The sequence below is a fragment of the Nonomuraea sp. NPDC005650 genome, from assembly GCF_040605375.1.
GTDB lineage: Bacteria > Actinomycetota > Actinomycetes > Streptosporangiales > Streptosporangiaceae > Nonomuraea.
Window position 1 is genome coordinate 78,405 of record NZ_JBEXCR010000001.1, and the last position, 20,880, is coordinate 99,284.

Below are 20,880 nucleotides of genomic sequence, written 5' to 3' on the forward strand. Positions count from 1 at the left end.
CGGCCGGTGGATTACCCTCGTATCTCGTGAGCAGCAATCTCGTGGATCTCGATTCCTGGCGAGCCCTCCCCGCGGCGCAGCAGCCTGACTGGCCCGACCGCGGCGAGCTCGACAAGGTCGTCGCCGAGCTCGGCGGCCTGCCCCCACTGGTCTTCGCGGGCGAGTGCGACCAGCTCAAGGAGCAGCTGGCCGCCGTCGCCCGCGGTGAGGCATTCGTCCTGCAGGGCGGCGACTGCGCGGAGACCTTCTCCGGCGCGACCGCCGACAACGTGCGCAACAAGCTCAAGACGCTGCTGCAGATGGCGATCGTGCTGACCTATGCGGGCAAGATTCCGGTCGTGAAGATCGGCCGGGTCGCGGGCCAGTTCGCCAAGCCGCGCTCCAAGGGCAGCGAGACCCGTGACGGGATCGAGCTGCCCGCCTACCGGGGCGACATGGTCAACGGGTTCGACTTCACCGCCGAGTCCCGCCGGCCCGACCCGTGGCGGCTGCTCAAGGCGTACCACTCCTCGGCCGTGACCCTCAACCTCGCGCGCGCCTTCACCAAGGGCGGTTACGCCGACCTGCGCCAGGTGCACGCGTGGAACCAGGACTTCGTGGCCGAGTCGCCCGCCGGGCGCCGCTACGAGCAGCTGGCCAGGGAGATCGACCAGGCGCTCGCGTTCATGCGGGCCTGCGGGGCCGATCCCGAGGAGTTCCACACCGTGGAGTTCTACTCCTCGCACGAGGCGCTCATCCTCGACTACGACCGGGCGCTCACGCGCATCGACTCGCGTACGGGGCTGCCGTACGACGTGTCGGCGCACATGGTCTGGATCGGCGAGCGCACCCGCCAGCTCGACGGGGCGCACGTCGACTTCTTCTCCCGCATCCGCAACCCGATCGGCGTCAAGCTCGGGCCCACCACCTCGCCCGACGAGGCCCTCGGGCTCATCGAGAAGCTCAACCCGGGCAACGAGGCGGGGCGGCTCACGTTCATCACCCGCATGGGCGCCTCCAAGATCCGCGAGCACCTGCCGGCCCTGGTCAAGGAGGTCACTGCCACGGGGGCGCGGGTCGCCTGGATCTGCGACCCGATGCACGGCAACACCTTCGAGGCGCCCAGCGGGCACAAGACGCGCCGCCTCGACGACGTGCTGGACGAGGTGGCGGGCTTCTTCGAGGTGCACCGGTCCCTGGGGACGCATCCCGGGGGGATCCACATCGAGTTCACGGGTGACGACGTGACGGAGTGCGTGGGCGGCGGGCACGAGATCGTCGAGGACGACCTCGCGACCCGCTACGAGACGGCCTGCGACCCGCGGCTCAACCGCGGCCAGTCCCTCGACCTCGCCTTCCGCGTGGCCGAGCTCTACCGCGGCTGACCTCACTCGCACCTGAGGGGACGCGGCGCTCACCGAGCGCCGCGTCCCTTTCGGCTTTCCGGCCCCCGCCTCGGTGCCCGCCCTGCCCGCCACGGACCGCGGGCCGGTGTGGCGGATGGGGTTACCGGGGGCGAGGGGGCCGGGGCGGGGCGTGATGGAGGTGAGTGATGTGCGTCTCACTGGTCGAGAGAGTAGAACCGAATTCCGGGGAAACCGGGGAGCTCGCAGATATGATCGCCCGCAAAAAGGCCGAAATTTCGGGAGAAATCGTGGACAGTGCCCCCGAGGGGGTGGACCCTAACGTCCCCAACGTCGCGCGTATGTACGACTACTTCCTCGACGGTAAGGACAACTTCGCGGCCGACCGGGCAGCCGCCGAGCAAATCCTGCAGACGTTCCCCAACACCAAGGAGGGCGCCCGCGCGAACAGGGCGTTCCTGCGCCGCGCCGTGCGGCACCTGGTCGATTCGGGCGTGCGGCAGATCGTGGACCTCGGCGCCGGGCTGCCGACCCAGGGGAACACGCACGAGATCGCCCCTGAGGCGCGCGTCGTCTACGTGGACAACGACCCCGTGGTCTGCGTGCACGGCAGGGCGCTGCTGGCCAGGACCGAGGACGTGCTCTTCCTGCAGGCCGACGTGCGCGAGACCGACACGCTGCTGGACAAGCTGCGGGACATGATCGACTTCGATCGTCCGGTGGCGTTCCTGATGCTGGCGATCCTGCACTTCATCCCGGACGACGTCGCGTACGACATGGTGGGCAAGCTGCGCGCGGTGAGCGCGCCCGGCAGCAGGTTGGTGATCAGCCACGCCATCGACACCACGCCGGACACCACCCCGCAGGCCATCGAGATCTACCGGCGGGCCACGGCCGCGCTGAGCCTGCGCACCGGCGAGGAGATCCTGCGGTTCTTCGAAGGTTACGAGCTGGAGGAGCCTGGGCTGACGTACCCGAACGGGTGGCGGCCCGACGACCCCGACGCGCCCGGGAACGGGATCACATTCGGGTACGTCGGGGTCGCCGTCAAACCCTGAGACCCTCGGGGAAGGGTCAGTTCTGCTTCATTTCCTCGGCGAGTTCGGCCCTGATGCCGTCCATGTCGAGCGCCCGCACCTGCTTGATCAGGTCCTCGAGTGCGGGCGCCGGGATGGCGCCGGCCTGGGCGAAGACCACGATGCCGTCGCGGATGGCCATGAGCGTCGGGATCGAGGTGATGTCAAAGCCCTGCGCGAGCCCCTGCTCGGCGTCGGTGTCGATCTTGCCGAACGTGATGTCCTCGTGCTTGCCCGACGCCTGCTCGAAGATCGGACCGAACTTCTTGCACGGCGGGCACCACTCCGCCCAGAAGTCGAGCAGCACGATCCCCTTGTCGGCGATGTCGTTGAAGTTCTGCTCTGTTACTTCGATGGTCGCCACAAGTGGCTCCTCGTCCCTCGCTGAAACTTATCCATGGGTATGAACCTCTACCCCTTCGCCGGCATTCCACTGTCCATGCCTGCCCGAACTCTGCCACACCGCAAGGACGGTCGGACAAGATCGGGATGAAACCGGCGGACAGCGGGTGGCCCTCGACCGAACGAGGCCCGGCCTGGCGGGGTGTTGTGACGTTCGTCACCGCGTTCCGGCCGGGGGCGGGGCTCCGCCACGGCAGGCGAGGCGGAGAGAGCCACCACAATCAGTGCAGCCAGGGAGGCTTGGGATAAAGCGCGCATGTCCGGCACTTTGCGAAGGTGCGAGGAGTTTAGAACGCATATTTCCCCGCAAAAGTGGATAGAACATAAAAACATCGAACCTTGACGCCGTCTCGGGCGGGTATGACCTCTTCATGGACTGGGTCACCTGCGCGTATTCGGCTGCCTGCACCGGAATCGCCAGCCGGACGACCGGCTTCTGCCTCGCACACCTCGCACCCGATCAACTCCCTGAGGCTCTCGCCGAGATGTCTCCCGGCCGCCTGCTCGACCTGCGCGGCACCACAGTGAGCGGCGAGCTGCTGTCCCGGGTGCTCGACGCCACCGGCGGCAGGCCCGGCAGGGCCCGGCTCGACCGGGTCAGGTTCACCGGCGACGTACGGCTGTCCGGTGTGACGTTCACGGGCGACGTCTCGCTCGACGGCGCCAGGTTCGACCGGCTGGCCTCGTTCTTCGGTGCCCGCTTCGAGGGCAACGTGTCGCTGGCCGGCGCCAGGTTCACGCGCGAGCTGTCCTTCCACGGCGTCACCGTGCGCGGGCACGTCTCGCTCGACCGGGCCGTGATGTCCCGCGACGCGCTGTTCAGCCAGGCCGTCTTCGGTCACGGGCTGTCGTGCGAGCGGGCCAGGTTCGACGGGTACGCCACCTTCGACGGAGCCAGGCTGGGCGACGGGGCCGCCTTCAGAGGGGCGCGCTTCGGCCGTACCCTGTCCTTCCGCAAGGTCAGCGGGCACGCCGGGTTCGAGGCCGCGCACTTCGCCGCCGACGCGTACCTCTCGGCCACCGGCAGGCTGTCGGCGGCCAGGGCCCGCGCCGACGGGCTCCTCGACGTGGCCGTGTCCCGGTGCGGCGTGGACCTGCGCGGCGTCGAGGTGGCCGGCGCGACGACGCTGCGGCTGACCGACTCCCAGGCCGACCTGGAGGGCGCGGTGCTGCGCGGCCCCGCCACCGTGACCGGGCGGGGCAGGTCCGTGCTGACGTCACTGCGCCAGGTGGAGGCCGCCGAGCTGGCGCTGTACGGGCTGGACCTGTCGGCGTGCAGGTTCGCCGGTCTGGCCCATCCGTCGGGGGTGCGGGTCAAGGACTGCACGTTCGCGTTCACGCCGCGTGCCCTGCGGGTGAGCCTGCGCTGGCCGATGCTGCGCTGGTTCTCCCGCCGGCGCGCGCTGGCCGACGAGCACACCTTGCGCGGCTGGGCGGCGCCGGGCGACCCCGGCGCCACCCCCGACCGGCTGGCCGACCTCTACGCCGGGCTGCAGCCCAGCGACCGCGCCACCTCGGCCGACTTCGCGTTCGCGGCCATGGAGATGCGGCGCCAGGCCGGTCACCGCTGGTGGCTGTCGGTCTCCTGGCTCGTGTGCGGGTACGGCATGCGCATGGGCCGGGCGGCCGGCTGGTTCGCGCTGCTGCTGGCGATCACCACGGCAACCGTGATGTGGACGTCCACCCCGTAGGCCGCAGCCCACTTTCCCGCCCTCAGCCGCCGAGCCCCTCCACGACGGCGGCGATGGCGCGGAAGTGCCGCGAACGCCAGCCGCCGCCCATGATCCGGCGGGAGAGCTGCTGCAGCTCGTCGTCCGGGTCGAAGCCCTCGTGGTCGAGGAACAGCCTGGTGCCCCTGCCCTCTGGCTCCAGCCGCCAGGTGACCGTCCAGTCGACCCGCTTGCGGTCGCTCCAGCTGATCTTGAGCAGCTTCTCCGGCTCCAGCTCCAGCACCTCGCAGTAGACGATCCCGTCGAAGCCGACCTGCGGCTTGGGCTCCGTGGTGAACGTGAACCGGTGCCCCACCTCCGGCTTGAAGTCGTTGGGCATGAGCCAGCGGGCGACCAGCTCGGGCTCGGTCAGCGCCCGCCACACCTTCCTCGGCGGGTGCGCGATGAACTGGTCCACCCTGATCGCGCGCAGGTCCTCGGCCGCCGGGTCACGGGGCATGGTCGTCGTCCTCCATCTCGTCGAGCAGGGCCGTGAGGCCAGACAGCTTCTCCCGCCAGAACCGTTCGTACGGGGTGAGCCAGTCGCGCAGCTCCATGAGCGGCGCCGCCTCCAGCCGGTAGTGCCGCTCCCGCCCCATGCGGGTCTCGGCCACCAGCCCGGCGTCCCTGAGCACCTTGAGGTGCTCCGACACGCTGGGCCGGCTCATGTCGAACCGCTCGGCCAGCCGGCCGGCGGGCTGGGCGCCCTCGTCGAGCAGCAGGCGCAGCAGCTCCCGCCTGGCCGGGCTGGCCAGCGCGGCGAACACGTGGTCGGCCGTCATGCCTGGCTGACCACGAACCCGTTGCCGAACGGATCCTGGAACAGCAGCTGGCGCCCCCACGGCTCATCGCTCGGCCCCTCGAAGGAGGTGCCGTGCTCGCGCAGCCGCGCGGCCAGGGCGTCGAGGTCGGGCGCGGCCACCACCAGGCCGCCGATCGGGGCCATGGCGGGGAACCAGGAGGCCAGCAGCAGCGTGGTCGCGGCCCCCTTGGGGGCGACGGTCAGCCAGCGGCCCATCGGGAACGGGTTGTCCGTGCGCACCTCGAAGTCGAGGACGCCGGTGTAGAAGGCCAGCGCCCGCTCCTGGTCGGCGACGGGCACGGTGATGGTGAGGATTTGGGATATCAGCATGTCGGACACTATACGTAGGTTTTTTCCTACACATCAACCCCACCCCTGAAATATCGGGGAATTCCCCGATGGGACCCCGAGATCGTCCTCCGTAGACTGGAGTCCATGCGCATCGACGACTACGTGGCAGAGCTCGACCGCGCCCTGGCCGGCCCGCACGGGCCGAAGCGCGATCTGGTCGTCGAGGCGCGCGACAGCCTCACCGACACCGCCGACGCCCTGGAGGCCGACGGGCTCGACCGGGCGGAGGCGGAGCGGGTCGCGGTGGCGGAGTTCGGGCAGGTCACGGAGATCGCCCCGGGCTACCAGTCCGAGCTGACCGCCGTGGCGGGGCGCCGGCTGGGCTTCCTGCTGTTCATCAGCGTGCCGATCACCGCGCTGATGTGGTCGGTGATCTGGCGCATCTATCCCGGCAACAGCGATGCCTGGCAGCACGCGCCGCTCTGGTACCGGCCCGTCTCGCGGCTGCTCGACATCCTGCAGCTCTGCGTCGGGCTGTACGGCGGGCTCGCGCTGTTCGCGCTGAGCCGGGGCGCCCGGTGGATCCACCGGCCCCGGCTGGTGACCAGGTCGCTGGGCGTGCTCGTGCTGGCCATGCTGCCCGTCACCGTGGCGCTGGGCATGCTGCTGACCCTGGGCTCGAACGGGGCGAGCCGGCTGGACGTCCTGCCCACCGTCCTGGCCAACGCGGTGACGTCCGCCTGCTGGGGGCTGCAGCTCTACGGCGCGACGCGCTGCCTGCGCATCAGCCGGCAGCCCTTCGCGCGCCGCTGACCTCCCCCGCCCCGGCCGCCGTGGCGTCCGCGCGGAGCACGCTGCCGATCACGGTGGCGAACTCCTGCCACGCCGAACGCTCCCCTTCGAGCTGCTTCCTGCCCGAATCCGTCAACCGGTAGGTACGCCGCTTGCGCCCGCCCACCGTGGCCCACTCGCTGGACAGGTAGCCGATGCGCTCCAGCCGGCGCAGGGCCGGATAGACGGTGCCGGTGGGCACGTTCAGCGCGCCGCCGCTGCGCTCCAGCAGCGCCTCGATGATGGCGTAGCCGTGCAGCGGCTCCCGCTCCAGCACGGAGAGCAGGAGCGCGTCCATGTGCCCGCGCAGCGCGTCCGGATTCATGATTCCGATCCTAGACACCGCCCCGGCATTCCCCGCGCCCTCCAGCGAAGTGCTCTCATGTAGGCAGTCTACATGTAGGCTGTCTATATGTAGGTAGACACAACAACGGAGTTCGCGATGGATGTACTCGAACTGGCACGGACGCAGTTCGCCGTGACGGGAAGCCTCCACTTCCTGTTCGTCGTGCTCACGCTGGGCCTGGCGCCCCTGGTGGCGATCATGAACACGCGCTGGGTGATCTCGGGCAAGCCGCTGCACGAGGGCATGACCCGCTTCTGGGGGCAGATCTACGTCGTCAACTACGCGCTGGGCATCGTGACCGGGCTGGTGATGGAGTTCCAGTTCGGCCTGTCCTGGAGCGGCCTGTCCCACTACGCCGGCGACGTGTTCGGCGCGCCGCTGGCTATGGAGACCCTGGTGGCCTTCTTCCTGGAGTCCACGTTCCTGGGCCTGTGGATCTTCGGCTGGCGGCGGCTGCCCAAGGGGCTGCACCTGGCCTGCATCTGGCTCGTGACGCTGACGGCGTACGCGAGCGCCTTCTACATCATGGTCGCCAACTCGTTCCTGCAGAACCCGGTCGGCTCCGTCGACCGCGGCGACCGCCTGGAGCTGGTCGACTTCGGCGCCCTGCTCACGAACAAGAGCCTGGTCTTCTCCTTCCCGCACGTCATCGGGGCCGGGCTGTTCACGGGGGCCATGGTGCTGGTGGGGGCGAGCGCGTACCAGCTGCGCCGCCGTACCGAACACGTGGAGTTCTTCACCAGGTCGCTGCGGACCGGCGTGGTCGCGGCGGCGATCGGGATCTTCCTGACGACCGGGTTCGGGTACGCGCAGTTCGCCGGGGTCCAGGAGGGGAAGTTCAACGGCAACGTGGGCGCGGCGCTCCCGCTGGCGGTCATGATCGAGTTCGGGCAGCTGCTCGCGCTGGTCGTGCTGTTCGTGATGCTGCCGATGATCGGCGTGCTGCCGCGGTGGCGGTGGACGCATCCGCTGCTCATGGTGATGACGCCGCTGCCGTTCGCCCTGGCGATCATGGGCTGGCTGGCGCGGGAGGTCGGCCGGCAGCCGTGGATGATCTGGGAGAAGCTCTCCGTGGCCGACGCGATGTCCCCGGGGCTGACCTCGGGCATGGTCACGGCCTCGCTCGTCGGGTTCGCGGGGGTGCTGGGGCTGCTGGCGGTCGTCGACTACGTGCTCATCGCCAAGATCATCCGGCGCGGGCCGCGTGACCTGGCCCTGGGCGCCGCCCCCGCCGGTGAGTCCCGCTCCCCCGCCCTGAGCTACTGAGGAGTGCCGACATGGAAGTGATCTGGTTCGTTCTCTTCGCCGTGCTGCTGATCGGATATTTCGCCCTTGAGGGGTTCGACCTGGGAGTGGGGCTGCTGCTGCCGCTGATGGGCAGGACGCGCGAGGGCCGTGACCGCATGGTGGCCGCGATGGCGCCGTACGTGCTGGCCAACGAGGTGTGGCTGGTGGCGGTCGCCGGGACGATGTTCGGCGTCTATCCGATGCTGGAGGGCGAGGTGCTGTTCAAGCTGTACCCGCTGGTGGTGGCCATGCTGCTGAGCTGGATCGTGCGGGACGCGGGGCTGTGGTTCCGGCGGAGGCTGGACGGGTTCAGGTGGCGGGGGTTCTGGGACGCGATGATCGCGTTCGGGTCACTGGGGCTGTCGTTCGGTTGGGGCATGGCGATCTACGCGGCGGCCACGGGGTTCACGGCTCCGGCCGTGCACCCGGTGGGGATGATGCTGGGGGCGGTCGTGACGCTGCTGTTCGCCTTCCACGGGTGGACGTTCCTGGCGTGGCGGACGCCCGGGGTCTTCGGGGCGTCCCGGTCGGGGCGGGCCCTGGTGGTGTCGGGGGTCGTGGCGGCTGTCCCGGCGGTGGGCGTGCTCGTGGGCGCGATGCCGTACCTGCTGGCGCACAGCGCGCCCGCGGCCACCTTGAATGTGCTCAGTGTCATGGTGCTGCCGCTCGCACCCGTCGTCCTGGGCGCGCAAGTATGGGTGTGGCGCACTTTCCGTCCGGGGAAGGACGCCCTCCTGCTTCCGTCGTTCTTCTGAGGGCTCGTGCACAAGGATCTTCTACGGCTCATGCGGGCCGAGCGGTCGGTCCGCCGCCACCTCGCGGTGACCATGGCCGCCGCGGTGCTGGCGGGGCTGCTCGTGCTGGTGCAGGCCGAGTTGCTGGCCGGGGTGCTGTCCGGCAGGTTCACCGCGGTCGCCCTGGCGGGGCTGGCGGCGGTGGTGGGCGTGCGGGCGCTGCTGGCGTGGACGCAGGGCGTCTTCGCCGGGCGCACCGCGACCGGCGTGAAGTCGGCGCTGCGCCACCGGCTGCTGGCCCGGCTGCGCGACCTGGGCCCGGGGCGGCTCACGCAGCACCGCTCGGGCGAGCTGGTCACGCTCGCGGGGCGCGGCCTGGACGGGCTCGACGCGTACCTGACCGGCTACCTGCCCTCGATCGCGGTGGCCGCGGTGGTGCCGCTCGCGGTGCTGGTACGGCTGTTCGCCGCCGACCTGGCCAGCGCGGTCATCGTCCTCGTCACGCTGCCGCTGATCCCCGTCTTCGGCGCCCTGGTGGGCATGACCACCAAGGCCGTCACCGAGCGCCAGTTCCTGGCCCTGTCGCGGCTCGGCGGCCACTTCCTCGACGTGGTGCGCGGGCTGCCCACGCTGCGGGCGTTCGGCCGGGCCCGCTACCAGGCGGGCGTCATCCAGCAGGTCGCGGACGCGCACCGGAACGCGACGATGCGGACGTTGCGGGTGGCGTTCCTGTCGTCGCTGGTGCTGGAGCTGTGCGCGTCGCTGTCGTTGGCGCTGGTGGCGGTGCCGATCGGGCTGCGGCTGCTCGGGGGGTCGCTGGACCTGACCACCGCGCTGCTGGTGCTGCTGCTGGCGCCGGAGGCGTACCTGCCGCTGCGGGCGATGGGGACGCGCTTCCACGCCTCGATGGAGGGCGTGGCGGCGGCCGACGCGGCCTTCGCCGTGCTGGACGGCGCGGACGAGCCCGATCCCGTACGCGGGCCGGTCCGTGCGGCCGCGCAGGGGACGCCGCCGCCCGGCGCGCCGGAGATCCGCCTGGAGAACGTGACCGTCCGCTACCCCGGGCGTGACGTCGCGGCCCTGGAGGACGTCTCGCTCACGATCGGCCCGGGCGAACGGGTGGCGCTGGTCGGCGAGAGCGGCGGGGGCAAGAGCACCCTGCTCCACCTCGTCCTCGGGTTCGTCGAGCCGTCGGAGGGCCGGGTGCTCGTCGACGGCGCCGACCTTCGCGAGCTGGACCTGGGAAGCTGGCGGTCGCGGCTGGCGTTCGTGGCGCAGCGGCCCCACCTGTTCGCCACCTCCGTGGCCGGCAACATCCGCCTCGGGGCTCCCGAGGCCTCTCTGGACGCGGTCCGCGAGGCCGCGGCCGCCGCGCACGCCGACTTCGTGGAGGCGTTGCCGCAGGGGTTCGACACGATGGTGGGCGAGCGCGGCGCCAACCTGTCCGCCGGTCAGCGGCAGCGGGTCGCGCTGGCGCGGGCCTTCTGCCGGCCCGCGGCCTCGGTGCTGCTGCTCGACGAGCCCACGGCCCGGCTGGACGGGCGCAGCGAGGCCGCCGTGGTGGCGGCCACCGCGGACCTGGCCCGGGGCCGCACGGCCGTCATCGTCGCGCACCGCCCGGCCATGATCGACCTCGCCGACCGCGTCATCCGCGTCCACGAGGGCCGCGTCGTCTCCGACACCGTCCGCCGCGATGGACGGATCGGCCCAGACCAGACCAGCACAGACCGGCCCGGCGCCGCCGGGCAAGCGAGCCACGCCGGTGGGCCCGCGTCGTCCCCGGGCGGGGATCGGCAGGACGATCAGGTGGCGGCCCGGCGAGGCGAAGGGAGCGGGCGGTGAACCGGCGGATGGGGACGCGGCTCCTGTGGGCCGTGCTGGCGGGCGCGGCGGCGGACCTGGCCGGGCTCGGGCTCATCGCCGCCGCCGCGTGGCTGATCACCAGGGCCGCGCAGCAGCCTGGCCTGGCCGCCCTGAGCGTGGCCATCGTGGCGACCAGGGCGTTCGCCACGAGCAAGGGCGTCTTCCGCTACGCCGAACGCCTCACCGGCCACGACGTCGCGCTGCGCGCCCAGGCGGGCACCCGCGAGCAGCTCTACCGGGCCCTCATCCCGCCCCAGCAGCCCCGGCACGGCGGAGCCGACCTGCTCAGCCGCATGGTCGACGACACCGAGGCCGTGCAGGACCTGCTCGTGCGCTGCCTGCTGCCCGCCGCGGCGGCGGCGCTGGCGGGGCTGGCGGCCGTCGCCATCGGGCTGGCCGTCCTGCCGGTGACGGCGCTCGTGCTGGTGGCCGGGCTCCTGCTGGCCGGGGTGGCGCTGCCCGCCGGCACGGCCGCCGCCGCCCGCCGCTGGTCGGCCAGGATCGCCCCGGCCAGGGCGGCGCTGGCGGGCCGGGTGGCCGACCTGGTGCACGGCTCGGCCGACCTGGCCGCCTACGGCGCCGACGCGGAGGCACTGGCCAAGGCGCTGGCCGCCGACGAGTCCCTGGCCGCCCTCGAACGCCGCCAGGCCCGCGTCCACGCCACCGCCCTCGCCGGGGGCACCCTCGTGCAGGGCCTGACGGTGGCGGCCGTCGTCCTGCTCGCCCAGGGCGCGGGCGCCGGCTCGGTCGCGACGGCCGTGCTGGCGCTGACCGCCCTGGTGGCGTTCGAGCCGGTGCTGCCGCTGGCGGCGGCGGGTGAGCGCCTGGCGGGGATCACGGCGGCGCTCCGCCGCCTGCGCGAGGTCCGCACCGCCGCCCCGGCCGTCGCCGAGCCCGCCGCGCCCGCGCCCCGGCCCGAGGCCCCGCTGACCGTCGAGATCGACGACCTGGTGGTCCGCCACGGGTCCGCGCGGGCCGCCCTGGACGGGGTGTCGCTGACGCTCACGCCCGGCAGGCGGGTCGCGATCGTGGGCCCCAGCGGGGCGGGGAAGAGCACGTTGCTGGCCGCCCTGATGCGGCTGGTCGAGCCGGAGTCGGGCAGCATCCGCGTCAACGGCGTGGACGTACGCGACCTCGCCGGCGACGACGTGCGGGCGCTCATGACCGGCCTCACCCAGGACCCGTACATCTTCCGTGCCAGCCTGAAGGACAACCTGCGCCTCGCGGGTCCGGAAGCGGGCCAGGAGGAGCTCGACGCGGCCGTACGCGACGCCAGGCTCGACGGCTGGGTCGAGCGGACCGGGTGGGACGCGGAGCTCGGCGAGGACGGCAGGACCGTGTCCGGCGGGCAGTTGCAGCGCCTGGCCCTGGCCAGGGCGCTGCTGTACGACCCGCCCGTGCTGCTGCTCGACGAGCCCGCCGAGGCGCTCGACGAGGAGACGGCCGACCGGCTGATGGGCGACCTGCTCGACGTCACCCGCGACCGCACCACGCTCCTCGTGACGCACCGGCTCAAGGGGCTGGAGAGCGTGGACGAGGTCGTCGTGCTCGAAGAGGGCCGGGTCGCCCAGCGGGGCCGGCACGACGAGCTCGTCTCCGTGCCCGGCTACTACCGCGACCTTTGGGAGTCCGAGGTCCTGACCAGGCGCTGAGCCCCCAGACGGACAGGGGATTGAGTTGGCGTGGCAATCTGGTTTAAAGTACAAACCAGTTTGAAGGACCGAGGAGTTTGTCATGATGAGCGAGGACGAACAGGTGACGAGCCCCGAGGAGATGCTGCGCCTCATCGAGGAGCAGCGGGAGGCCACCACGAGGCGGCTGCGCGGCGACCCGCTCCTGCTCTACGTCCCCTGGGGCGTCGCCTGGCTGCTCGGCTTCACCGCGTTCTTCCTGCACTACGGCCTCGACGGCCACCCGTACGCGCCGATCTCCCAGATGCAGGCGCTGGCGGTGCTGATGGGCGCGCAGATCGTGGCCGGGGCGGTGGCCGCGTTCGGGATCGTGCGGATGAGCATGGGCATCCGCGGCGACCACACGGCCAGGGGCACGATGTTCGGGTACGCGTGGTTCGCCGGGATGCTGCTCGTGGTCGTCATCGCCACCAGGGTGAGCGCCCTCCTGCCGCCCGAGGAGAGCGGCCTGGTCTGGGGAGGCGCGTCGCTCATGATCGTCGCGGTTCTGCACATGGCCGGGGGCGCGATCTGGCTCAACTGGCCGATGTTCTTCATCGGCGCCTGGGTCGCCGGCGTCGACGCCGTGGGAGTGCTGCTCGGCGCCGGCTGGCACGCGCTGCTGACGGCCGTGCTGCTGGGAGGCGGCTTCATCGTCGCGGGCCTGTGGCTGCGGCGGGACGGCCGGTGACCGCCGACAACGCGCCGCCGGAGCTCGACCCGGTGATCCACGCGCAGGCCAGGCTGCGGGTGGTCGCCGCGCTCAACGTGCTCGGCGAGGGGAACGAGATGGCCTTCCCCTCGCTGAAGGACCTGCTCGGCATGACGGCGGGAAACCTGTCGGTGCACCTCACCAAGCTGGAGGACGCCGGATACGTCCAGATCGTCAAGACGCACAAGGGGCGCACCCCCGTCACGTTCGTGGCGCTCACCAAGCGCGGGCGGCTGGCCTTCGAGGACTACACCAAGGCGATCCGCGCCTTGCTCGACAACGCTGGAGGAATCTCATGACCATGCTCGCCAGGGCGATCGAGGTCACCCGTCGCTATGGCGACGTGCTCGCGCTCGACCGGGTCTCGCTCGACATCCGGGCGGGCGAGCTCGTCGGCCTGCTCGGCCCGAACGGCGCGGGCAAGTCCACCCTGATCAACCTGTTCGTGGGGCTGCGCCGCCCCACCTCCGGCACGGTCGAGCTGCTCGGCGGCTCCCCGCAGGACCCGGTCGTACGCCGCGGCATCGGCGTGACCCCGCAGGAGACCGGGCTGCCCGAGTCGTTACGCGTCGGCGAGATCGTCGACTTCGTTTCAGCACATTTTCCGAAAAAAGCGGATAAAGGGGAGCTGCTGGCGCGCTTCGGCCTGGACGACCTGGTCAAGCGGCAGGTCGGCGGCCTGTCCGGCGGGCAGAAGCGGCGGCTGGCCGTGGCGCTGGCGTTCGCGGGCGACCCGAAGCTGGTCTTCCTGGACGAGCCCACGACCGGCCTGGACGTCGAGGCCAGGCGCGCGCTGTGGGAGGGCGTCAGGTCCTTCCACCAGGCCGGCGGCACCGTCCTGCTGACCAGCCACTACCTGGAGGAGATCGAGGCCCTGGCCGAGCGGGTCGTGGTGGTGGGCCACGGCCGCGTGCTGGCCGACGACACCGTGCGGGCCGTACGCGACATGGTGGGCGTGCGGCGCGTCTCGCTCGTCGCCGACGACCTGCCCGAGCTGCCCGGCGTCATCGGCACCGAACGCGAGGACGGCCGGATCCACCTGCTGACCACCGACCCCGACCGGCTGGTCGTCGAGCTGGTACGGAGCGGCACGCCGTTCTCCGGCCTCGAGATCAGGCCGACCACCCTGGAGGAGGCCTTCCTCACCATCACCTCGAAGGAGTCCGCGCATGTCTAGCCTGGTCCTCGCACACACCCGCTATCTGCTGCTGGAGCAGCTCCGGGTGCCCATCAGCCTCCTGGCCAGCGCGTTCTTCCCGGCCGTGTCGATGCTGGCGTTCGTGGTGCCGTTCGCGGGGCAGGATCCGCGGGCGGCCACGATGGCGACGGCGTCGCTGATGTTCTTCGGGGCCATGTCGGGCGCGCTGATCGGGCTCAGCATCAACGTGGCCCAGGAGCGCGAGCAACCCTGGAACCCGTACCTGCGCACGCTCCCCGCGGGCCCGTTCCCCCGCTTCGCGGGGCGGATCCTGACGACGGTGGGCGTCATGCTCGTCTCGGTGATCCCCGTGCTGCTGGTGGCGGCGTTCCTCACGGAGGCCACGATCACGCCGGTGAAACTGCTGCTCGGGCTGGCCGTGCTGGTCGCCGGCGGGATCCCGTTCATGCTGCTCGGCCTGCTCATCGGCTACCTGCTGAGCTCGAAGGCCGCGATCGCGGTGTCTCAGGTCCTGTTCTTCCCGCTGGCGGTGCTGGGCGGGCTGCTGCTGCCGCCGCAGGTCCTGCCCGCCTTCATCGAGGCCGTCTCCCCGTACACGCCGACCCGGGGTGCGGCGGAGCTGCTCTGGGCGGTGACCGCGGATCGCGACCCGAACGTGGTCGCCATCGTCATGCTGGCCGTCTGGACGGTCGTCCTCGCCCTCGCCGCGGGCTGGGCCTACCGCCGCGACGAGGGCAGACGCTTCTCCTGAAAATGGGGGGTGTGCCGCCGAGTCCGCAGCGATCTCGACGGCACACCCGTCCGGGAGGGGGTCCTTGTTACTTCTTCTCTTCGAGGGTCACGGTGACGTCGGAAGTCTTGCCGTCCCTCATATATGTGATCTTGACCTGTTGGCCCGGTTTGAAACCTCTGACCTGCCCAACTACAGTATCGCCGCCGTCAACCACCTTGTCGCCGATCTTCGTGATCAGGTCGCCCTGCCGCAGTCCCGCCTTCGCCGCCGGGCTTCCGTCGGTGACCTGCCGGACGAGGGCGCCCGGCACGTCGCCGGTCGCGTCGGTGACGCTCACGCCGAGGAACGCGTGGCTGACCTTGCCGTCGCTGATGAGCTGCTCGGAGACCTGCTTGGCGGTGTTGACCGGGATGGCGAAGCCGACGCCGCCGCCCGCGGCGTCCGAGGCGATGGCGGTGTTGATGCCGATCAACTCGCCGGCGGCGTTCACCAGCGCGCCGCCGGAGTTGCCGGGGTTGATCGAGGCGTCGGTCTGGATCGCGCCGGCGATCGTGGTGGTCCCGCTCCCCTGCTGCTCCTGCTGCCCCCAGCCCCAGCCGGGCGGGATCTGCTGGCGCTGCTCGCCGCCGACGGTGAGCGTGCGGTCGAGCGCGCTGACGATGCCCGCGGTGACGGATCCGTCCAGGCCAAGCGGGCTTCCGATGGCCAGTACGGGGTCGCCGACCTTGACGATGTCGCTGTCGCCGAGCGTGGCCTTGCTCAGCCCCGAGACGCCTTCCGCCCGGATGACGGCCAGGTCGGTGGCCGGGTCGGTGCCGACGACGCTGGCCTTGGCGGTCTTGCCGTCGTTGAACTTGACGGTCATCTGGCCGCCGCCCTGACCGGCGCCCACGACCACGTGGTTGTTGGTGAGGATGAGCCCGTCCTCCGACAGGACGACGCCGGAGCCCTCACCGGTCTGACCCTGGATCATCACGACGGTCGGCTGCACCTTGGCGGCCACCTGCGCGACGGTGAGCTGGTTGGAGGCCGACTTGAAGACGGGACTCGGCGTGGCGCTGCTGGCCAGCTGGGTCGGCTGGAAGGCGTTGGCGACGACGGCCCCCACGATGCCGCCGCCGATGGCGGTGGCGGCCAGGGCGAGCCCGGCGACGGCCTTGCGACCTGGGTAGAAACCGGGCTTCTTCGGTTGCGAGGGGGGTGGCGGCAGTTGCTCCATGATGTGCGTGTCCCGCCGGGGAAAGCCCCCGGCGGCCGGCGGGGTGTTGCCGAACTGGCTCCACCCACCGGTCCCCTGCTCGTGAGGCTCGTTCGCGTTCATCTGTCATCTCCCTCGAGTACCGATGACTCAAGAGTGCCAACAAGCGCGTAAGAGCTGGTTAAGCCGCTGATCAGAGCTTCATGAGAAGGCTCACGGAAGCCTTATCGGACAAGGTGGGAGCGCGGGTGGCGGCGCGGAGAAATTGCGGAGAATTTACCCGGAAGCCGGCCAGTACTCGTCCCTGAGCAGGCGCTTATAGAGCTTGCCCGTCGGGTGGCGGGGCAACTGCTCGCGGAAGTCCACCGACTTGGGGCATTTGTAGTGTGCCAGACGCTCACGGCAGTACGCGACCAGCTCCGCCTCCAGCCCCGGTCCGGCCTCAGCCATGGACACCGGCTCGACCACGGCCTTGACCTGCTCGCCCATCTCCTCGTCCGGCACCCCGAACACCGCCACGTCCGCCACCTTCGGATGCACCGACAGGACGTTCTCGGCCTCCTGCGGGTAGATGTTCACGCCGCCGGAGATGATCATGTACGAGCGGCGGTCGGTGAGGTAGAGGAAGCCGTCGGCGTCCAGGCGGCCGATGTCGCCGAGCGTGGTCCAGCCCCGGCCCCGGGGGTCCTGCGCGGAGCGGGTCTTGTCGGGGTCGCCGTGATACTCGAACCGGCCGCCCTTCTCGAAGTAGATCGTGCCGTGCTCGCCAGGGGGCAGGTCGGCGCCGTCCTCGTCGCAGATGTGCACGATGCCGAGCAGGGAGCGGCCGACCGTGCCCTTGTGCCGGAGCCAGTCCTGGGAGTTGACGTAGAGGAAGCCGTTGCCCTCGGTGCCCGCGTAGTACTCGTGGATGATCGGGCCCCACCAGTCGATCATCTGCTCCTTGACGGGGACGGGGCAGGGGGCGGCGGCGTGGATCGCGTGCGTGAGCGAGGAAATATCGTACTTTGTCCGAGTTTTTTCGGGCAGTTTGAGCATCTTGATGAACATTGTCGGCACGAGCTGCGAGTGCGTCACCCCGTACCGCTCGACCAGCGCCAGGAACTGCTCGGGGTCGAAGCGCTCCATCACCACCACCGTGGCGCCGAGCCGCTGGAACGTCAGGCTGTAGCGCAGCGGGGCGGCGTGGTAGAGCGGCGCCGGCGAGAGGTAGACGCTGTCCGCCGACGGCGCGAACAGCGCCTGGATGAGCTGCAGCAGGGTGCCGGGCTCGGTGAGCGGGCCGTGCGCCGACGAGATCTTGACGCCCTTCGGCCGTCCCGTGGTGCCCGACGAGTAGAGCATGTCCACGCCCATGCACTCGTCGTCGATCGGGGTGGCCGGCTGCTTTGCGACCGCCTCCTCGTACGACTCGAAGCCCTCGGCGGCGCCGTCCAGCATGAGCCGCACCTCGACCCCGGGGGTGGCGGCGGTGATCGAGGTGGCGACGGCGGCCAGGTCGGCGCTGGAGACGAACACCCGGGCGCCGCAGTTGTTCACGATGTAGGCCAGCTCGTCGGTCTGGAGGCGGGAGCTGATCGGCGTGTAGTACAGCCCCGAGCGCTGCGCGGCCCAGGCGACGGCGAGGAAGAGGGGGTGGTTGGCGAGCATGAAGGCGATGTGGTCGCCGGGGCGCAACCCGGCCGCGCGGAACAGGTGGGCCAGCCGGTTCGACTCCTCATCCAGCTCGCGGTAGGTGATGATCCGTCCGGAGCCCGCCATGATCACAGCGGGCTTGTCTGGGGTGACTGCTGCGATGGCTCCCGGATACATGACCGAACACTATTCGGCGCACTGCGGTCGCGCCAGCACCCTCCCGCCCACACCCGCCCCCGCGACACCTGGCGCAGCGACGCCACGTGGGAGTCGGCTGCGCGAGCGAGCGCCCGGGCGGGTGAGCGCCCTGCCCGGCCACCGCGCCCAGGGGCTCCCGTGCAGGCCGGCACCGTGAGCCGAGCGCCGCGGGTGCGCGGTGGCCGGGGCCGGGGTGGGTGGGCCGGGATGTGCGAAAGCCGCGGCCTTGGTGCCTGGCCGCGGCTTTCGCGCTGGGACTGGCCCTCGGGGTCACTCGGCCGGGATGACCGAGCCCTCGTACTTCTGCTTGATGAAGTCCTTGACCTTCGGGTCCTGCAGCAGCTTGCCGAGGGTGACGATGTTGGCGTCCTTCTCGTGGCCGGCCTTGACGACCAGACCGTTCACGTACGGGTTGCCCTCGGTCTTCTCCAGCACCAGCGCCTGCGAAGCGGGCTTGAGCCCGGCCTCGATGGCATAGTTGCCGTTGATGACGGCGGCGTCCACGTCCTCGAGTGAGCGCGGGAGCTGGGCGGCCTCAAGCGGCTTGAACTGCAGCTTCTTCGGGTTGTCCACCACGTCGCGCTCGGTGGCGGCGGTGCCGGCGCCGTCCTTGAGCTTGACCAGGCCGTTGTCGGCGAGCAGCTTGAGCGCGCGGCCCAGGTTGGTGGCGTCGTTCGGGACGGCTACGGTCGCGCCGTCGGCCAGCGCGGACACGGACGTGATCTTCTTGGAGTAGAGGCCGAGCGGCTCCAGGTGGACCGGCGTGACGAACGTCAGCTTGGTCCCCTTGGAGGCGTTGAAGTCGTCAAGGTAGGGCTTGTGCTGGAAGAAGTTCGCATTCAGCTGGCCCTCGTCGAGCTGCACGTTCGGCTGCACGTAGTCGGTGAACTCAACGACCTCGAGCTTGAGGCCGGCGGCCGGGGCCAGGTTCTGCTTGACGAAGTTGAGGATCTCCGCGTGCGGCACCGGGCTCGCGCCCACCTTCAGCACGGTGTCGGCCGACTCGGCGGCCTTCGTCGCGGACTGCGACGTTCCGCATGCGGCGAGCGACAAGGCCAGCGCGACAGTACCCGCTATATAACGAAATTTCATGATTTTTCCTTATTTGTGAGATAGGCGCCGAGCGACCCAGTCGCCCAGGCTCTGCAGAAGTTGCACGATCACGAGGAGCAGGACGACGGTCACGATCATCAGCAGCGTCTCGAACCGCTGGTAGCCGTACCGGACCGCGAGGTCGCCCAGCCCGCCGCCGCCGAGCGTGCCGGCCATGGCGGAGTAGCCGATGAGCGCGACGACGGTCACGGTCAGGCCCGCGACCAGCCCGGGCAGCGCCTCGGGCAGCAGGACCTTGCGCACGATGGTGGTCCGGCTCGCGCCCATGGCCTGCGCGGCCTGCACCACGTCCGGGCCGACCTCCCTGAGCGCCGTCTCGACGAGCCGGGCGAAGAACGGCACCGCGCCGACGGTCAGCGGCACCACGAACGCGGCCGTCCCGATGGTCGTGCCGACGACGAGCCGGGTGAACGGGATGATCGCGATCATCAGCACGATGAACGGCAGCGACCGCCCGACGTTGACCACGAACCCGAGCCCCGACTTGAGCACCGGCGCCGGCCGCAGCCCGTTCCGGTCGAACACCACCAGCGCCACCCCGAGCGGCAGCCCGAGCAGCGCCGTGAACAGCGTCGCCCAGCCGACCATCTGCGCCGTCTCCAGCGTCGCCGGCCCGAGCAGCGGCAGGATCTCGTCCCACGTCATGCCTGCTCCACCTCCACGATCAGGCCCGCGTCACGCAGGTACGCCAGCGCCGCGGCGGACTCGGCGCCGTCGAGTGCGACGCGCAGGCGGCCCACCGAGCCGCCGGCGAGGTCCTCGATCGAGCCGCCCAGGATGCTCAGGTCCACCGAGAACTTCCTGACCACCTCCGACACCACCGGCTGCCGCGGGTCGCCGGTGAAGGTCAGCGTCACCGAGCCGGCCGGGGCGGGCTCGGGCAGCGGGAAGATCTCCCTGGTCAAGCGGGATCCAGGGGTACGGATGAGGTCGGCGATGGCGCCGGACTCCTCGATGCGCCCGTTCGCCATGATGGCGACCGAGTCGCAGACGCTCTTGACGACGTTCATCTCGTGGGTGATGAGCAGGATCGTCAGGCCCAGTTCGGCGTTGAGCCGCTTGAGCAGCGCGAGAATCGACTGGGTGGTGGCCGGGTCGAGCGCGGAGGTGGCCTCGTCCGACAGCAGCACGGACGGGTTGCCCGCCAGTGCCCTGGCGATGCCGACCCGCTGCTTCTGGCCTCCGGAGAGCTGGTTCGGACGGTCCTTGCCGCGGCCCGCGAGGCCGACGAGCTCCAGCAGTTCGGCCACCCGGCGGTCGCGCTCGGCCCTGGGCACGCCCATGATCTCCAGGGGGAAGGCCACGTTGCCCGCGACCGTGCGCGAGCTCAGCAGCGCGAAGTGCTGGTGGATCATGCCGATGCGCTGGCGGGCCCGGTTCAGCTCGGCGCTGCGCAGCGCGGTCAGGTCCTGCCCGGCGACGGTGACGGTGCCCGCGGTGGGGCGTTCGAGCAGGTTGACGCAGCGCAGGAGCGTGCTCTTGCCGGCGCCGCTCTGACCGAGCACGCCGTAGATCTCGCCTTCGCGCACGTGCAGGTCGACGCCGTCCAGCGCGACGGTGTCCCCGTACTGCTTGCGCAGGCCTGAAGCCTGGATCACGGAATATCCCCACGACTGAGAGCGGCCCGTCAGCGGGCCGCGGAAACGTACATCACATGAAGGAAGAAGCGCGCTGGTGTCAGCGGGTGCCGGGGTGGAAGGGCAGGTGGCTCAGCCTGCGCAGCACGAAACAAGGTGCGATCATGATGACCTTCGCGGAGGAACGGGCGGATCTCTGCT

At 70.9% G+C, this 20,880-nt stretch carries 22 protein-coding genes; 12 read left to right on the top strand and 10 right to left on the bottom strand.

Annotated features, from left to right (window positions below; all coding sequences use genetic code 11):
- The first annotated feature begins 26 nt into the window (after nucleotides 1–26).
- Nucleotides 27–1,364, top strand: coding sequence for a class II 3-deoxy-7-phosphoheptulonate synthase (locus tag ABZS69_RS00335; RefSeq protein ID WP_355363929.1), 1,338 nt, complete (start codon nucleotides 27–29; stop codon nucleotides 1,362–1,364).
- Between the two features lie 230 nt (nucleotides 1,365–1,594).
- Nucleotides 1,595–2,401: an SAM-dependent methyltransferase gene (locus ABZS69_RS00340; RefSeq protein ID WP_355363932.1), complete on the top strand. Its 807-nt coding sequence runs from the start codon at nucleotides 1,595–1,597 to the stop codon at nucleotides 2,399–2,401.
- 16 nt (nucleotides 2,402–2,417) lie between these two features.
- On the opposite strand, the gene ABZS69_RS00345 is transcribed toward ABZS69_RS00340, so the two are convergent.
- Nucleotides 2,418–2,783 (bottom strand): thioredoxin family protein, encoded by a 366-nt coding sequence (locus ABZS69_RS00345; RefSeq protein ID WP_355363935.1) that lies wholly within the window; start codon nucleotides 2,781–2,783, stop codon nucleotides 2,418–2,420.
- A 409-nt stretch (nucleotides 2,784–3,192) separates the two neighbouring features.
- Here ABZS69_RS00345 and ABZS69_RS00350 point away from each other — a divergent pair, with 409 nt between their 5' ends.
- Nucleotides 3,193–4,512: a pentapeptide repeat-containing protein gene (locus ABZS69_RS00350; RefSeq protein WP_355363938.1), complete on the top strand. Its 1,320-nt coding sequence runs from the start codon at nucleotides 3,193–3,195 to the stop codon at nucleotides 4,510–4,512.
- Between the two features lie 22 nt (nucleotides 4,513–4,534).
- On the opposite strand, the gene ABZS69_RS00355 is transcribed toward ABZS69_RS00350, so the two are convergent.
- The 3 genes from ABZS69_RS00355 to ABZS69_RS00365 are packed head-to-tail and all read right to left on the bottom strand — an operon-like array spanning nucleotide 4,535 to nucleotide 5,662.
- Nucleotides 4,535–4,990: an SRPBCC domain-containing protein gene (locus ABZS69_RS00355; protein ID WP_355363941.1), complete on the bottom strand. Its 456-nt coding sequence runs from the start codon at nucleotides 4,988–4,990 to the stop codon at nucleotides 4,535–4,537.
- Nucleotides 4,980–5,312, bottom strand: coding sequence for a metalloregulator ArsR/SmtB family transcription factor (locus tag ABZS69_RS00360; protein ID WP_355363944.1), 333 nt, complete (start codon nucleotides 5,310–5,312; stop codon nucleotides 4,980–4,982). Before ABZS69_RS00360 ends, ABZS69_RS00355 begins: the two co-directional genes overlap by 11 nt.
- Complete coding sequence (locus ABZS69_RS00365) at nucleotides 5,309–5,662, bottom strand: VOC family protein (RefSeq protein ID WP_355363947.1); 354 nt, start codon at nucleotides 5,660–5,662, stop codon at nucleotides 5,309–5,311. The genes ABZS69_RS00360 and ABZS69_RS00365 overlap by 4 nt, the downstream gene beginning before the upstream one ends.
- A 105-nt stretch (nucleotides 5,663–5,767) precedes the next feature.
- Between ABZS69_RS00365 and ABZS69_RS00370 the strand changes: the two genes are divergently transcribed.
- Complete coding sequence (locus ABZS69_RS00370) at nucleotides 5,768–6,436, top strand: permease prefix domain 1-containing protein (RefSeq protein ID WP_355363950.1); 669 nt, start codon at nucleotides 5,768–5,770, stop codon at nucleotides 6,434–6,436.
- Here the strand turns inward: ABZS69_RS00370 and ABZS69_RS00375 are convergent.
- Nucleotides 6,408–6,779, bottom strand: a complete 372-nt coding sequence (locus ABZS69_RS00375) for a helix-turn-helix transcriptional regulator (RefSeq protein WP_355363953.1) — start codon at nucleotides 6,777–6,779, stop codon at nucleotides 6,408–6,410. The genes ABZS69_RS00370 and ABZS69_RS00375 overlap by 29 nt on opposite strands.
- Nucleotides 6,780–6,896: 117 nt before the next feature.
- Here ABZS69_RS00375 and ABZS69_RS00380 point away from each other — a divergent pair, with 117 nt between their 5' ends.
- The 8 genes from ABZS69_RS00380 to ABZS69_RS00415 all read left to right on the top strand — a co-directional run bounded on the left by ABZS69_RS00380 (nucleotide 6,897) and on the right by ABZS69_RS00415 (nucleotide 14,976).
- Nucleotides 6,897–8,066, top strand: coding sequence for a cytochrome ubiquinol oxidase subunit I (locus tag ABZS69_RS00380; protein WP_355363956.1), 1,170 nt, complete (start codon nucleotides 6,897–6,899; stop codon nucleotides 8,064–8,066).
- Nucleotides 8,067–8,077: 11 nt separating this feature from the next.
- Nucleotides 8,078–8,842 carry a cytochrome d ubiquinol oxidase subunit II gene (locus ABZS69_RS00385; protein WP_355363959.1) on the top strand — a complete coding sequence of 255 codons (765 nt, stop codon included), beginning with the start codon at nucleotides 8,078–8,080 and terminating at the stop codon, nucleotides 8,840–8,842.
- Nucleotides 8,843–8,848: 6 nt separating this feature from the next.
- Complete coding sequence (gene cydD, locus ABZS69_RS00390) at nucleotides 8,849–10,663, top strand: thiol reductant ABC exporter subunit CydD (protein WP_355363962.1); 1,815 nt, start codon at nucleotides 8,849–8,851, stop codon at nucleotides 10,661–10,663.
- Nucleotides 10,660–12,336, top strand: coding sequence for a thiol reductant ABC exporter subunit CydC (gene cydC / locus ABZS69_RS00395; protein WP_355363965.1), 1,677 nt, complete (start codon nucleotides 10,660–10,662; stop codon nucleotides 12,334–12,336). The genes cydD and cydC overlap by 4 nt, the downstream gene beginning before the upstream one ends.
- An 82-nt stretch (nucleotides 12,337–12,418) precedes the next feature.
- Nucleotides 12,419–13,045, top strand: a complete 627-nt coding sequence (locus ABZS69_RS00400) for a hypothetical protein (protein WP_355363968.1) — start codon at nucleotides 12,419–12,421, stop codon at nucleotides 13,043–13,045.
- Nucleotides 13,042–13,365 (top strand): transcriptional regulator, encoded by a 324-nt coding sequence (locus ABZS69_RS00405; protein ID WP_355363971.1) that lies wholly within the window; start codon nucleotides 13,042–13,044, stop codon nucleotides 13,363–13,365. Before ABZS69_RS00400 ends, ABZS69_RS00405 begins: the two co-directional genes overlap by 4 nt.
- Nucleotides 13,362–14,243: an ABC transporter ATP-binding protein gene (locus ABZS69_RS00410; protein ID WP_355363974.1), complete on the top strand. Its 882-nt coding sequence runs from the start codon at nucleotides 13,362–13,364 to the stop codon at nucleotides 14,241–14,243. The genes ABZS69_RS00405 and ABZS69_RS00410 overlap by 4 nt, the downstream gene beginning before the upstream one ends.
- A complete protein-coding gene (locus tag ABZS69_RS00415) occupies nucleotides 14,236–14,976 on the top strand; it encodes an ABC transporter permease (protein ID WP_355363977.1) in 741 nt (246 codons plus the stop codon). The genes ABZS69_RS00410 and ABZS69_RS00415 overlap by 8 nt, the downstream gene beginning before the upstream one ends.
- 67 nt (nucleotides 14,977–15,043) lie before the next feature.
- Here the strand turns inward: ABZS69_RS00415 and ABZS69_RS00420 are convergent, their stop codons facing one another.
- From ABZS69_RS00420 to ABZS69_RS00440, 5 genes are all read right to left on the bottom strand, one after another.
- Entirely contained in the window at nucleotides 15,044–16,279 is a 1,236-nt protein-coding gene (locus tag ABZS69_RS00420) for a trypsin-like peptidase domain-containing protein (RefSeq protein WP_355363980.1), read from the bottom strand.
- 153 nt (nucleotides 16,280–16,432) lie between these two features.
- Nucleotides 16,433–17,968, bottom strand: a complete 1,536-nt coding sequence (locus ABZS69_RS00425) for an AMP-binding protein (protein ID WP_355363983.1) — start codon at nucleotides 17,966–17,968, stop codon at nucleotides 16,433–16,435.
- A 291-nt stretch (nucleotides 17,969–18,259) separates the two neighbouring features.
- Nucleotides 18,260–19,081 carry a MetQ/NlpA family ABC transporter substrate-binding protein gene (locus ABZS69_RS00430; RefSeq protein ID WP_355363986.1) on the bottom strand — a complete coding sequence of 274 codons (822 nt, stop codon included), beginning with the start codon at nucleotides 19,079–19,081 and terminating at the stop codon, nucleotides 18,260–18,262.
- 9 nt (nucleotides 19,082–19,090) lie between these two features.
- On the bottom strand, nucleotides 19,091–19,747 hold the full coding sequence (locus tag ABZS69_RS00435) for a methionine ABC transporter permease (protein ID WP_355363989.1): 657 nt from the start codon (nucleotides 19,745–19,747) through the stop codon (nucleotides 19,091–19,093).
- Entirely contained in the window at nucleotides 19,744–20,700 is a 957-nt protein-coding gene (locus tag ABZS69_RS00440; protein ID WP_355363992.1) for an ATP-binding cassette domain-containing protein, read from the bottom strand. Before ABZS69_RS00440 ends, ABZS69_RS00435 begins: the two co-directional genes overlap by 4 nt.
- Between the last annotated feature and the right edge of the window lie 180 nt (nucleotides 20,701–20,880).